Raw genomic sequence first — 13,755 nt, 5'->3', positions numbered from 1 at the left:
GCCGCTATTCCGCGGGAGCGGCCGAGCGCACCAGGCGGATCGGGACGCCCTTGTATGACGGCGTGAAGCTGAGGGGGTCGCGGGCATAGAGCGGCACCAGCGGATTGGTCTCCGGGTAGTATGCCGCACAACAGCCGGCCGGAAAGGAATAGGCCACGACGCGGAAGTTGCGCACGATCCGCTCGGCGCCATCGGTCGAGGCGGTGATCAGGTCGACGCGATCGCCGTCAGCAAGCCCGCGCTTCCTCAGCTCGTACTCGTTCAGGAAGACGACGTCGCGTTGGCCGAACTCGCCGCGATAGCGATCGGACATCGAGTAGAGCGTTGTGTTGTACTGGTCGTGGCTGCGGATGGTGGTGAGCCATAGGAAATCGGGATCGTTCTGCGGCGGATCCTCGCCGCACCCCGGAAAGACCAGGAAGTTCGCCTTGCCCGACGGCGTCGCCCAGATGCGCTCGCGTGCCGTCGAGGTGAGGTGGAAGCCGCCGGGGACGCGGATGCGGGCGTTGTAGCCCTGGAAGATCGGAAACACCGCCTCGATGGCATCGCGGATGCGGTCGTAATCGGCAACGAAGCCGTCCCAGTCCACCACCGTGCGCTCGCCCAGCGTCGCCTTGGCGACGCCGGCGACGATCGCGACTTCACTGAGCAGATGCTGCGATGCCGGCTTGTTGCGGCCGCCGGATGCATGAACCATCGACATCGAATCCTCCACCGTGATCGACTGCGGCCCCGACGCCTGAAGATCGATCTCGGTGCGTCCGAGGCAGGGCAGGATCAGGGCGGCGCGACCATGGATCAGGTGACTGCGGTTGAGCTTGGTCGAGACGTGGACAGTCAGATCCAGCTTGCCAAGCGCTGCCCGGGTCGCCTGCCAATCCGGAATAGCCGCGGCAAAATTGCCACCCATCGCGAAGAAGGCCTTCACCTCGCCGCGGATCATCGCTTCCAGCGCGGTCACCACGTTGTGTCCCGGCGCGACCGGAGGCTTGAAACCAAAGCGTTGCTCCAGGCGCTCGAGGAAGTCCGCCTTGGGGACCTCCGTGATCCCCACGGTTCGATCGCCCTGCACGTTGGAATGACCGCGAACCGGGCAGACGCCGGCGCCTTCGCGCCCGACATTGCCGCGCAACAATGCGAGGTTGGCGATCTGCTGGACGTTGTTCGCGCCGCGCCAGTGCTGGGTGATGCCCATTCCGTAGACCAGGATGGCGCGCTCCGCCTTCATATAGGCGCCCGCCGCATATTCCATGTCCTCGCGCGTCAGGCCGGACTGACGTTCGATATCGGGCCATTGCGTGCGCTTGAGATCGTCGATCAGTTCGTCGACCCCGGCGGTGTGGCCGCGAATGAAATCCCAGTCCAGGATCTCCGGCTGCTCGGCGGCACGGGCGGCCTCGTCGGTCTCCACCAGGATCTTCATGATTCCCTTGAGGACGGCGACATCACCGCCGACGCGCACCTGGAACAGTTTCGAGCTGATCGTCGTCGAAGACAGCGTGATCATCTCTACCGGGCTCTGCGGCGCCTGGAAGCGCTCCAGCGCCCGCTCGCGGAACGGGTTGAACGAGATGATGGAGGCGCCGCGGCGGGCAGCATTGCGCAGGCTCGTCATCATCCGCGGGCTATTGGTGCCCGGATTCTGGCCGAAGATGAAGATGCAATCGGCCTTGTCGAAATCCTCCAGCAGCACGGTGCCCTTGCCGACGCCGAGCGAGTACGGCAAGCCGACGCTGGTCGCCTCGTGGCACATGTTCGAGCAATCAGGGAAATTATTGGTGCCGTATTCCCGCACGAACAGCTGATAGAGGAAGGCGGCTTCGTTCGAAGTCCGCCCGGACGTGTAGAACTCGGCCATGTTGGGATCCGGCAAGGCCCGGAGCGCGCGACCGATCATATCGAACGCATCGCTCCACTCCACCGGGAGATAGCGGTCGGATGCAGAATCGTAAGCCACCGGATGGGTGAGCCGGCCGACCATTTCGAGATCGTAATCGTTCCAGCTCGCGAGCTCGGAGACGGTATGCTCGGCGAAGAATTCGGGCGTGCAGCGTTTCGATGTCGTCTCCCAGGCGATCGCCTTGCCGCCGTTCTCACAGAATTCGAACGACGAGGTGTGCTTCGGATCGGGCCAGGCGCAGCCGGGGCAATCAAAACCTTCAGGCTGATTCATCCGGCTCAGCGTCGCTGCGCCTTTCAGCGGCGCGCGCTGCACCAGAAGCGCCTCACTGAGCGCCTTGAGTGCGCCCCAGCCGCCGGCGGGTTCATGGTAGGGACGAACCGATTTCGTGGTCATCTCGATATCTCTCGATCTGGCAATTCTCCTGTCCAGTTAAGGATTGCGCGGGCAGAGCAGTCTTTTCAAAACGAAGCCGAATTTCGCATTTGCACACGTTCGAGCCGGGCCGGCCGGCCCGCAGTGGCCATGCATTCCGGCAAAAACAGCGCCGTTCGCGGAAGCTGAAACGGCAACCGCAAACTAAGTTCGCCGATTGGAGCCCCGTCGCTACGGAGGGCTCGACACTTTTCAGGAGCGATCCCAGATGTTTTCACGACGTGATTTACTGGCCATGTCCGCGGCAGGTGCCGCCATGGTCGGTTCCAGCGCGCAGGCCGCAACCTTCGGCAACCCGAACGAGCCGCCGCAAGGCGCCATCAACGCCAAGAGCCCCGGAAGTCTGACCGATCCCGGTCCACAAAATCCTGAATTGGCCAGGCAATTCCCTTCCGCACAGACCCCGCCCGCGACCGACGTCGGAGGCCTGCCGATGGATTGGGCCTCGTTCAACAATGCGCCGAGGCGCATCCAGAATGGCGGCTGGGCACGGCAGGTCACCGTCGAGGACTTCGCCATCTCGAAGGAAATCTCCGGCGTCAACATGCGGCTTTCCGCCGGCGGCATCCGCGAACTGCATTGGCATCAGGCCGCCGAATGGGCGATCATGACCTACGGCAGTTGCCGCATCACCGTGCTCGACACGCAAGGACGCCCCTATGTCGGCGATCTCAAGGCCGGCGACCTCTGGTATTTCCCGCCGGGTGCGCCGCATTCGCTGCAGGGACTGGGTCCCGACGGCTGCGAATTCGTGATCTGCTTCGACGACGGCCACGCCAATGAGTTCAACACGCTGCTGGTGACCGACTGGCTCGCCCATACGCCGCCCGAGGTGCTGGCGAAGAACTTTGGCGTGCCGGCCGACGCCTTCGCCAAGATCCCGCTGAACAATCTCTGGATCTTCCAGGGGACGGTGCCCGGCGATCTCGCTGCCGATCGCGCCGCAGTTGCCAAACATGCGGAGGCACCGCCCTATCCGTTCATTCATTCGCTCGGCAGCTCGACGCCGGTCAAGGAGAGCTCCGCCGGCAGCATTCGCGTCGCCGACAGCAGCAACTTCAAAGTGGCGACCACCGTCGCCTCGGCGCTGGTGACAATGCCGCCGGGAGCGGTCCGCGAAATGCACTGGCATCCGAATGCTGACGAATGGCAGTACTACATCAAGGGCAAGGCGCGGATGACGGTGTTCGACACCGGCCCCAACGCGCGGACGACGGATTTTTCGGCCGGCGACATCGGCTATGTCCGGCGCAATCTCGGCCACTATGTCGAGAATGTCGGCGACACCGAATTGCAGTTCGTCGGCGTGTTTCGCGCGCCGCGCTACGAGGAGGTGTCGCTCTCCAACTGGCTGACGCACACGCCGCCCAGGATGGTCGCCCAGCATTTCAACATCGACGAGAAGCTGATCGCCCAATGGCCGGACAACAGCCCCGGCGTCATGCCCAAATCCTGAAGCACGGCCATATAGGGTCCTGAACGAGAAAGGCGCCCAAGCGGCGCCCTTCTTTCGTCCATCGCCACACACGGCGACTTCGCGCCGTGAAGCCGTCAGCAGTGATCGGCAGCAGGGTTCGCCTTGCCGCGGAAGACGCGATAGCCGACGGCGACATAGAGCAGCATCAGCGGAAAAACGAACAGCACGGTGCGCTCGCTTCCGCGAACGAACGTCCTTTTACCGAATGGCATGGCGGGCGCCTCAGCCCGCAACGAGCGAGCGCGATGTCAACGAGGATGATTGCGCCGGCGGCAGAGCCAGAGAACGCTCATCGACGATGCGATCGGCAGTGCGAGGCTCCATGTTCCCAGCCATTTGGTCACGCAGCCGCCGGCGGCGGCGCCCAACAGGAACATCAGGCAGAGCATGAGCATGGTGCCGGCGCCCGACGCCGCCTCCGGATCGGACGCATCAACGAACTGATCGATAGCGCGTAGCATGTTTCCGGTGACGGTGACCGAGAGGTACTTCCAGCGCCCGACCTGCCTGAAACTCGCCGATTGCAGCGCGACGCCGAAGGAGATTCCGAGGATCACGATCTGATCGGGAGCACGATGGAGCAGCAGCAGCGCCGCTGTCAGGCAGACGATCTCTCCGACGAGACAGCCCAGTACCGCCCGGGTGCGGACCGCGACCACCGCTCCCAGGACGAAGGCCGCGAGCGGAAGGAGATGGTGAAGCGCCCGCTGCCATTGCCCGGACAGGGCGTAGACCCCGAGGAAGACGACATTGCCGGTTTGGGAGCTGGCGAAGACCCCGAGCGACAGCCATGTGAAGGCGTCGAGGAAACCTCCCGACATGCTCAGGATAGAGGCAACCAGCAGCGATCGTTCCGGAGCGTAGACCTCGACTCCCGCCGTGGCGGAAGGCTCTGTTAGTGCAGCTTGCATCGCCATGTTCGCAGGTCCGCGACGTCAGCAGCCGGCGCGCGGCGCGGTTTCTTCCGGCAGCAGAACGCGGTGCGGATGCGTGAATACGCCGTATCCGTCATCGCGGGCGATCGCCAGCAGCGTAATCCCCGCCTCGTCCGCAGTCCGGATTGCGAGCGCGGTCGGCGCGGAAACGGCCACGATGACCGGTGCCCCGATCATCGCTGCCTTCTGCACCATCTCGACCGAAACGCGGCTCGTCAGCAACACCGCGCCATCGCTCGCCGATCTTCCCTCGCTGACGATTGCACCAGCGAGCTTGTCGAGCGCATTGTGCCGGCCGACATCCTCCCTGACCAGAGTAATGCCGGCGCGAGGATGCCAGAAGGCTGCCGCGTGAACGGAGCGCGTGTGCTGATTCAATATCTGGAGAGGAGACAACGCCTGCATGGCGTGCAACAGATCCCGCGCGTGAAAGGCAAGGCCGGGGCCCTCGACGCGCGACGGCGCGCGACACGCCTGTTCGAGGCTTTCGATGCCGCATAACCCGCACCCGACCGGGCCGCTGATGGCGCGGCGGCGCGCCGCCAAGGTCGCCGCACGGTCGCCATCGAGCCACATCCGCACTTCCATGCCGAGTTCGTTCGAGATCAGCTCGATGCTCGCGATCTCGCTTGCCCGGGCGATGATTCCTTCGGTGAGGCTGAAGCCGACACCGAAATCCTCCAGATCGGCGGGCGTCCCCATCATGACCGCATGGGTCGACCCGTTGTAGGTGAGCGCGATAGCGCTCTCCTCGGCGACCAATCGCGACGTCGAACTCGTGTGGCCGCCGCGCCAGGCGATCTCCCGGTGCCTCGTGTACGTCGACTCCATTATCATGACTTCCACCGTTGCCGGGTGAGCCGTATGCCCCATTTCCCGACGATCGCGTGAATGGCTCTTCCGAGCGACGCCTTCGCGTTCGACGTATCCGTCATGGCTTGCCTCTTGAACATATGACCGTCCTGCCGGTCATGGATGCGGGCAAGCGTACAGAGATCCGCTTCCGGCCATCTTTCCAGGATGCAGCGATATTGTTTATCCGCACGCTCGCCGCGCCGGCGCGCGAAGCGTTCACTCCACCGGCGTCCTGTCACGCAACGGCAGGAGTGCGATCGCATCGAATACGCCGTCGCGCCGGATCAAGGCATGGAACAGCCCGGCGGCCAGATGCAACAGCACGAGGGCAAAGAACGCGAAGCCCAAGTAAAAATGAGCATTCCACAGCAGCGTGTGCACGATGTCGCTCTGCGGCAGCAATGCCGGAATTCGGATTCCGCCATACAGAACGACTGGATAGGCCGCAGCCCAAAGCATGCCGAGCCCCAGCAAAGGCATGACGATCATGAAGCCATAGAGGGCCAGGTGCGACAATCTCGCTCCCAGCTTCATCGCCGGCGGAAGATCAGCCGGCAATGGTGGCGCGCCGTAATGGAGCCGCAGAGCCAGCCTGATCACGACGAGAACCAGAAGGGTGACGCCGAGCGTCTTGTGGATCAGGATCAGGGGCAGATAGGTCTGCGCCACGGTGGACACCATGCCGACGCCGATGAAGAGCATGGCGATGATGCACGCTGCCATCAGCCAGTGCAGGAGCCGCTGGATCAGGGCGAAACGATGAGGAGCGTTGCTCATGGCCTGGCGGTCCCGGTTCGAGGATAGTCGCTGGCTTCGGCGGCACGCAAATCGTAGGACTTACGGTAGACCGACGAGCGCGCAGCCGGGAAAGGATCGTCCGAGACCCGGATTCCCTGCGGCAGCACGGTCGGATCGAAGTTGATGTCGCGGCAGGGCCCATCCCGCTCCTGTTCGATCCGCTGCACGACGAGCGTTCCGACCTGCACCGTACGGCGGCCCTCGGGCCAGGCCTTGCTCGGGTCCGCGGTCGGATCGCCGGGACCGGCGACAGTCGTGACCATGGTCCAGCGCTGCGGACCGGCGGTCCTGACCCGCTCCACTATCTCCTGCTCGAGAAAATCGGGACCGCGCTTTTCCAGCTCGGCTAGCGAAACCGGAACGGGTTGCACGGTGGGTAGTAGCGACCATCGAACCGCGTGGTCGCCGCCCTTCGCGTCCGTGAAGATGAAACTGTTGAGCCCGTGGTAAGGCTCTTCCGTGTAGCTGGCGGTCCAGGGCGCCGTCTTGGCCCAGTCCGCGAAGGCGGCAAATTCCGGATTTGCCTGGATGAAAATCTTCATCGCCTCCGGATCCTTCTTGCCGGACGCGATCAGCAGGTCATGAAATGCTTGCGGCGTCGACACTGCAAAGACCGGCGGGTTGATCAGCGCCATCCGCCACTCTTCGCCGTCCGCCGCTGCAATTTGCAAACCCAGACCGCGCACACGGACAGTTGCATCCACGGCGTTCGGATCGGCGGTGCCTAAATTGAAGCGGCCGAGCGCCGGATACGAGCCTCGCTCGAAGACCTTGGCTCTCGAGAGCTCCACGCCGTTTCCGTTCGCCTCGAAGACGCCGGTGAAGCAGATCCCCTTGGCATGATTTCGCCGGTGCCCGAGCGGCGCGCCGCTCGGAGGCGTCAGCGCCGCGATCATCCGCTCCGGCGACAGGCGCCCGGGCGAGAACCAGCCTGCAGTGTATGCGAACACGGCCGCGCCGCCTCCGAGAACGGCCGCGATCAACACCAACGATCCAAGTCTCGAACGTGGCACGTTGCCTGACTGATTCATCGCTTCTCCTTGCCACGATCGAGTTTCTCGCAGACCGGCCAGACGGCCCGCCCAGTCGAGCGGCCCGCGTTCCTTGTAGCCGGCGGCCGCGGCAACGATCTTCTGAAACCCAACGCCAATTTCGCGAAGGCACGTTCAGGCCTGCCGGCGAGTGGAGGGCTCGTCCTGCCCCCTTCGGGCTTTCTCGAAATATTTCGTGCGATCTGAAAAACAGCCGCGGGGACTCGAAAGATCCGTCTCGCGCCAAGCGCGTATTGCTGAGTAGTTCACGCAAGGCCGGCGGATGCGCGCGCTTCAGCAACCGCGGCAAACCGATCCTTCCAGCATTTTCTCGAGCCGGGCGTCGTCGTTGTCGATGGTCGGATCCGTGCCGAGCAACGGTCCCTTCGTCGCATGACCGCCGCCGTCCGACGACGGAAGCGCGGTCCCCAGCGAGTTCGTTCCTGGCGCGGCCGCGCTCGTGCCAAGCGCACCGCCGCCACCCATCGACATATGCGATCCCATGCCACCGCGGGCGGACGCAGTGCCTGACAGCGCAATACCGACGGCAACACAAACGACAGGGAGTAATCTCATTGCTCACACTCCAGATGTTCACGCGATCAGCTGTTCGGAAACGAATGGCGGGCACTTCTGGTCGCGCACAATCTCGCGAGCGCTCTGACAACCATGACAGAATCTTCTCGCAAGAGTGATGCACATGCGTCGCGACTCTTCGACCGGACTACCTACATAACTCCCATCAGAACAATTCCGGAAACGCCACCAGCCGAGCAGCGATCATCGCCCAAGCGCCTCTCCGCACAGAGCAAGCAATGGAGAAACGCTATGAGTGCATTCAAGGTCATGATCGCCGCGGCGCTGATCTCGACAGCGACGATATCGTCCGCATCAGCAGCCTGGTCTTTCGCAGACCAGGAGCCGGCAGCCTTCGCATCGATGTACCCCGATCGCGACGTGCTGAATGGTGGCGCGCTGACGCCAGCCGGGCGGATGGGTCTCGAGCGTCCGGGTGGCGCCGCGCCCGTATTCACCCCCAGCCATCTTCACGGCCAATACGGGCGTCGGTGACCAGACGCCGCGAGCAAGCGTCGTCCGTCCTGCCGCCCCCTCAGCATCCCGGCGGCAGGATCGGCGACACGCCCGGCGTTGACGCGGCGCCTGAGGCATTGGCAGGCAGCATCGTCGCAGGCTCCGCCAGGTTCATCGAAACTCCTTCCATGCACGCCGAGCTGTTCGGGCTGGGCACGACGGCGGCATTTGGGTCTATGCCCGTGCCGCCGGCGGCGCTGGTATCCGCGGGAATCGTGCCGGGCGCGGGGCTTGCAGGCACTTGCGAAATCGACAACGGCAGGGACGCAGCGCTCGTCATCTGTCCTCCCGGCGTTGAGCTGCATGCCACCGCCGCACCCGTTCCCGCCGGCGCAGCCGCGGAGATCGTTCCGATAGAGCTGCCGTTCTGCCCCGTAACCGGCAGGATCGGAGCCGCGATGCCCGATGACGCAAGACCCGTGGACGATACGGTCGGGGTCGCCGGTACCGGCGTTGGCGATGACGACGGTGGCGCGCAAACCACCACCGTCCCTGGCGTGGTCGGATCCGACGCAAGCGGAACGGGTGCCAAAGTCGTATCAGGAGCACCCGACACGGTGCTCGCGGAAAACGGCCCCGGACTGTTGAGCGGCGAGATCACGATCGCGCCCGGCACCGTCGGCAGATCCATTGCCGTGCTGCCGGTCGTTGCGACCTGTGCCTGAACAGGAGATCCGCCGAGCAGCAGAGCCATCACCGTTGCGACTGCAATCCGCATCATCTCGGCGCCCTAGCTCACTTCGGCCTTGCGAGCGGTGACCTTGCTGCCTTCAGCCAGATCGACCGCAGGATTGAGCACGACCTGATCGCCTGGATGAACACCGTCTCGCACCTCCACCGTGGTGCCCAAGTCTCTGAAGATCGAGACCTGCTGCAGATGAACCGTGCCGTTCCGCACGACCGCGACATGAAGACCGTTCTGATCGAAAACGAGTGCGTCGGAGGGAATGGTCATGGACGGCGTCCTGCGCGGGATCGATAATTCGACCGTGCAATAGATGCCCGGACTGAGCTGGCCATCGGGGTTGGGCACGTCGATCTCGGTCAGCAGCGTCCGGCTCCCAGGCTGCAGCGCGGTTGCGATCCGCGTGACCTTGCCCGCAAACGTCCGTCCCGGGATCTCGGGGACGCGGATCTCCGCATCGACGCCGGGTCCAACGCCGAAGGCCTCATCCTGCGGCACGAAGACCTGGGTTCGGATCACGTTGGAATGCATCAGCGTGAACATGAAGGTCGATCCGGCTTGCACCAGGCTGCCATTGTCCACGTTGCGCTGCGTGACCACGCCGTCGAACGGCGCCACCACACGCTGATACGCCTTCTCCTGCTGGAGGACGCGAATCTGCGCTTCCTGCGCCGTGATGTTCGACTGCGCGACGCCCACCGCACCCTGCTGCGCGCGCAGGGTGAGACGATCGTTGTCGCCCTGTTGTGCCGTCAGCCAGCCTTGCTTGACGAGATTGCTGTCGCGCGAATTGGTGACGTCGGCCAGTTCCCGGCTCGCCTGCGCCTGCTGAAGCGCCGCCTGATCCTGCGCCAGTGTCGCCTGGGCCTGCGCGATCTGCTGGTCCAGTTCGGGCGCGGTGATTTCCGCGAGGAGGTCGCCCTTCTTGACCCGATCGCCGATATCGACGTGGCGCTTTTCGATATAGCCGCTGGTCCGCGCGAAGATGTTGGCCGCCTCGAACGCAGTCGTCGTCGCCGGCAAGCTCACCTTCATGATGTCGCCGCTGGGCCGGACCGTCGCCACCCGAACTTCGGGAACGTTGGTTCGGAGCTGTTCTGCCACCGCGGCCACGTCACGCGCAGCCTCATAGTGCCGCCAGCCGCCAATGCCGAGACCGCCCGCAAGCAGCAGGAGCACGCCTCCTCCGAGCAGCGCACCGCCGTGACGGCGCCCGGATCGCGCGCCCTTGCCCGGCAGCTCCACGACCCGGAGGCTTTCTGCCCGGGGGCGGTCTCTCGCCCCCTCGTCATCGGTCCTTGCGCGAACGTCACTCATTCCGGTTGCTCCTCGAATACGCCGTGGTGAGGCTTGCCGTCATTGCCCTTGCGCAGCATGGCGAAGAGATAAGGCACGATCAGCAAGGTGGTCGGGGTTGCGAACAGCAGGCCGCCGATGACCGCCCGCGCGAGCGCGGCATTCTGCTCCTCGCCCGGCCCGCCGATCGCCATCGGGATCATGCCCACGATCATCGCGGCCGCAGTCATCAGCACAGGCCTGATCCTCGTCCGGCCGGCGCTGAGTGCCGCCTGGAACGCCGAGTGTCCCTTCAACTGCTCGTCGCGCGCGAAGGTCACGAGCAGGATGGAATTTGCCGAGGCAACGCCGATCGCCATGATGGCTCCCATCAGCGATGGCACGTTCAGCGTCGTTCCGGTGATGAAAAGCATCGTCACGATGCCGCAGAATGTCGCCGGGAGCGCCATGATGACGACAAAGGGATCGCCGAAGTTCTGGTAGTTCACGACCATCAGCAGGTAAACCAGGATGGCTGCGAACAGCAGCCCGATCCCGAGATCACGGAACGACTGATGCATGCTCTGGATCTGTCCCAGGACTTGAATCGAATTGCCCGGTTGCAGCTGCTTCTGCAGGGTGGACGTCACCTTCTCGATGTCGGCCGCGACACTGCCGAGATCGCGACCCTGCACGCTCGCATAGACGTCGTACACCGGCTGGACATTGGCCTGGTTGGAATTGGTGGGAACGGTGCCCCGCTTGAAGGTGGCGACATTGCTGAGCAGTCCGGGCACCGTCTGGCCGCTTGCGGCAAGGGAGGCCGACACCGGAGTGTTTCCCAGGGCGTTCAGCGAATTGGCCCTGTATTCCGGTGTTTGTACCGCCAGGTAATAGGGGATACCCGACGTTGGATCCGTCCAGAAATTCGGCGAGACCTGCGCCGACGAGCTGAGGCTGACATTGATATTGGTCGCCACCGTGCTGGCATTGAGGCCCAGTTGCGCGGCGCGGGTGCGGTCGATGTCGGCGTAGAACGCGGGAGCATCCACCTCCTGCTGCAGATGCGCATCAACGACGCCGGGGATCGCCGCGAGGCTCTTCTGCAGTTCCTTGGCGACGGCGAGGTTGTTGTTGCCGTAACCGACCGTGCGGACATCGACCTGCGCCGGAAGTCCAAAATTCAGGATCTGCGTGACGATATCCGCCGCCTGGAAATAGAAGGTGTCCTCCGGGAATGCCGATGGAAGCACCTGCCGCAGCTTCTTGACGTAATCCGCAGTCGGCTTATGCCCGTCCTTCAACGACACCAGGATGACGCCGTCGTTCACCCCGATGGTCGAGCCGTCCGTGAATGCGAGATTGTAGGCACGCGCCGGCAGGCCGATATTGTCGACGATCAGCGCCCGGTCGCGCTCCGGAATGACTTCGCGGATCTTGTCCTCGACCGCCTGGAAAATCGCTTCCGTCCGCTCGATCCGCGTGCCCGCGGGCGCGCGAACGTGCAGCTGGATCTGGCCTCCGTCGATGAGGGGATAGAAGTCCCTTCCGACATAGGCGAACATGGTGGCACCGAGTGCCAGCACCAGCGTGGCGACGACGGGAACGATGACGCGATGTCGTAGCAGTCTGTCGAGGAGATCCGAATATCCGTCGCGCAGGCGCTCGAAGCCGCGCTCGAACGCCGCAGAGGCGCGCGCGAATATGTTCGACGGCCGCTCGCCCTCGCCATGGCGCCGCTCGCCTTTCAGCAGCAGGCCGATGGTGATCGGCGTGAGCGTCCGCGACAGCCCGTAGGACGCCAGCATTGCGAACACCACGGCGAGGCCGAGTGGCGTGAAGAGGTACTTGGCCGGGCCCTCCAGAAACACGACCGAGGTGAACACGCAGCTGATCGCGAGCGTCGAGACCAGCGTCGGCACCGCGATCTCAGCGGCTCCGTGCAGGGTCGCTTCCGACAACGGCATGCCTTCCTCGGTCCAGAGCCGGTGCGTGTTCTCGATCGTCACCGTCGAATCGTCGACAAGGATACCGACCGCGAGGGCAAGCCCGCCGAGTGTCATCGTGTTGAGGGTCTCGCCGAGGAAATACAGAACGATCAGCGAGGACAGCATTGCCAGCGGGATCGAGATCAGGACAACCAGCGTCGATCGCCATGACCCCAGAAACACCAGGATCATCAGCGCCGTGAGCCCGGCCGCGATCGCGCCTTCGCGCAGCACGCCATCGACCGAGTGGGTGACGAATATCGACTGGTCGAACAGCTCGTTGACCTTCAGCCCCGCCGGAGCCGACGCGCGGATCGACGTCAAGGCAGCCTTCACGCCATTGACGACGGCGAGCGTGGATGCGTTTCCGTTCTTGATGACGCTGAGCAGGACGGCGCGGTGGCCGTCCTCGCGCACGATGTTCTGCTGGACCTGGGCGCCGTCGCGGACCTGGGCGACGTCCTTCAGGAAGATCGTGGCCCCGTTCACGAACTTGACCGGGATCATGTTGAGATCCTGGATCGTGGCCGGCGTCGCATTGGTTCGAACGGTGTACTGGGTGTCGCCGATCTTGGTCGTGCCGGTCGGCAGCGTCAGATTCTGCGTGTTCACCGCATTGACGATATCGAGCGGCGTCAATCCGCGCGACAGCAGCTTGTTCGGATCGAGATCGACCATGATCTGGCGGTATTTGCCGCCAGCAGGCGTGGGCAACGTCACGCCCGGAACGGGAGCCAGTTGCTGGCGGACGCGGTAGATGCCGAAATCGTAGAGCTGCTGCTCGTTCAGGCTGTTCGATTCGAGACTGAGCTGGAGCACCGGCACGCTCGAGGCGTTGAACTGCACGATGATCGGCGGCTGGATACCCGGCGGCATCAGGGCGCGGATGGCGTTGGTGGCCGAGACGATCTGCGAGATCGCAAGATCGAGATTGACGTCCGGCTGGAAGTAGATCTTCTGAACCGACAGGCCGTTGAGCGTCTGGGCTTCGATATTCTTGATGCCGCTGACATTGGCGCTGATCGAATACTGGCTGTAGGTGCTGACGCGCTGCTCCATCTCCGGCGTGGAAAGGCCGGTGTAGCTCCAGATGACCGTGACGACGGGGATCCGGATCTCTGGAAAAATATCCGTCGGCATCGAGCGGATCGCGATGCCGCCGAGGAACAGGATCAGCGCCGCAAGCACATAGAATGTGTGCGGAAGCCGGAGCGCGAAGCGAACAATTCCCATGATAGTCTGCCTGAAGCGGGTTATGCGTAATCGTCGGACAGGTGAGGACTG

At 63.9% G+C, this 13,755-nt stretch carries 12 protein-coding genes; 3 read left to right on the top strand and 9 right to left on the bottom strand.

What is annotated here, in order from left to right; all coding sequences use genetic code 11:
• Window positions 1-4: 4 nt before the first annotated feature.
• Window positions 5-2,296: an FdhF/YdeP family oxidoreductase gene (locus tag FNV92_RS06850; RefSeq protein ID WP_143841601.1), complete on the bottom strand. Its 2,292-nt coding sequence runs from the start codon at window positions 2,294-2,296 to the stop codon at window positions 5-7.
• A 247-nt stretch (window positions 2,297-2,543) separates the two neighbouring features.
• On the opposite strand from FNV92_RS06850, the gene FNV92_RS06845 reads away from it, so the two are divergent.
• Complete coding sequence (locus FNV92_RS06845) at window positions 2,544-3,791, top strand: oxalate decarboxylase family bicupin (protein ID WP_143841602.1); 1,248 nt, start codon at window positions 2,544-2,546, stop codon at window positions 3,789-3,791.
• Between the two features lie 95 nt (window positions 3,792-3,886).
• Here the strand turns inward: FNV92_RS06845 and FNV92_RS06840 are convergent, their stop codons facing one another.
• The 6 genes from FNV92_RS06840 to FNV92_RS06815 all read right to left on the bottom strand — a co-directional run bounded on the left by FNV92_RS06840 (window position 3,887) and on the right by FNV92_RS06815 (window position 8,007).
• Window positions 3,887-4,024 carry a hypothetical protein gene (locus tag FNV92_RS06840; RefSeq protein ID WP_168213220.1) on the bottom strand — a complete coding sequence of 46 codons (138 nt, stop codon included), beginning with the start codon at window positions 4,022-4,024 and terminating at the stop codon, window positions 3,887-3,889.
• A gap of 36 nt (window positions 4,025-4,060) precedes the next feature.
• On the bottom strand, window positions 4,061-4,729 hold the full coding sequence (locus FNV92_RS06835) for a YoaK family protein (RefSeq protein WP_143841603.1): 669 nt from the start codon (window positions 4,727-4,729) through the stop codon (window positions 4,061-4,063).
• Between the two features lie 18 nt (window positions 4,730-4,747).
• Window positions 4,748-5,584, bottom strand: coding sequence for a formate dehydrogenase accessory sulfurtransferase FdhD (gene fdhD, locus FNV92_RS06830; RefSeq protein WP_143846070.1), 837 nt, complete (start codon window positions 5,582-5,584; stop codon window positions 4,748-4,750).
• A 234-nt stretch (window positions 5,585-5,818) separates the two neighbouring features.
• Window positions 5,819-6,379, bottom strand: coding sequence for a cytochrome b (locus tag FNV92_RS06825; protein WP_143841604.1), 561 nt, complete (start codon window positions 6,377-6,379; stop codon window positions 5,819-5,821).
• Window positions 6,376-7,431 carry a catalase family peroxidase gene (locus tag FNV92_RS06820; protein WP_143841605.1) on the bottom strand — a complete coding sequence of 352 codons (1,056 nt, stop codon included), beginning with the start codon at window positions 7,429-7,431 and terminating at the stop codon, window positions 6,376-6,378. Before FNV92_RS06820 ends, FNV92_RS06825 begins: the two co-directional genes overlap by 4 nt.
• Before the next feature lie 294 nt (window positions 7,432-7,725).
• Window positions 7,726-8,007, bottom strand: a complete 282-nt coding sequence (locus tag FNV92_RS06815; protein ID WP_143841606.1) for a hypothetical protein — start codon at window positions 8,005-8,007, stop codon at window positions 7,726-7,728.
• A 252-nt stretch (window positions 8,008-8,259) separates the two neighbouring features.
• Between FNV92_RS06815 and FNV92_RS06810 the strand changes: the two genes are divergently transcribed.
• Window positions 8,260-8,502, top strand: a complete 243-nt coding sequence (locus FNV92_RS06810; protein ID WP_143841607.1) for a hypothetical protein — start codon at window positions 8,260-8,262, stop codon at window positions 8,500-8,502.
• A 149-nt stretch (window positions 8,503-8,651) separates the two neighbouring features.
• Complete coding sequence (locus tag FNV92_RS06805; protein WP_244623755.1) at window positions 8,652-9,188, top strand: hypothetical protein; 537 nt, start codon at window positions 8,652-8,654, stop codon at window positions 9,186-9,188.
• 65 nt (window positions 9,189-9,253) lie between these two features.
• On the opposite strand, the gene FNV92_RS06800 is transcribed toward FNV92_RS06805, so the two are convergent.
• On the bottom strand, window positions 9,254-10,525 hold the full coding sequence (locus tag FNV92_RS06800; protein ID WP_143841609.1) for an efflux RND transporter periplasmic adaptor subunit: 1,272 nt from the start codon (window positions 10,523-10,525) through the stop codon (window positions 9,254-9,256).
• The gene (locus FNV92_RS06795) at window positions 10,522-13,704 is read right to left on the bottom strand and encodes an efflux RND transporter permease subunit (RefSeq protein WP_143841610.1); all 3,183 of its coding nucleotides are present in this window, start codon (window positions 13,702-13,704) and stop codon (window positions 10,522-10,524) included. Before FNV92_RS06795 ends, FNV92_RS06800 begins: the two co-directional genes overlap by 4 nt.
• Window positions 13,705-13,755 lie beyond the last annotated feature (51 nt).

This window comes from Bradyrhizobium cosmicum (assembly GCF_007290395.2).
Taxonomy (GTDB): Bacteria; Pseudomonadota; Alphaproteobacteria; order Rhizobiales; family Xanthobacteraceae; genus Bradyrhizobium; species Bradyrhizobium cosmicum.
The sequence above is the reverse complement of the archived record's forward strand: the minus strand, read 5'-3'. Positions and strand labels throughout refer to the sequence as shown.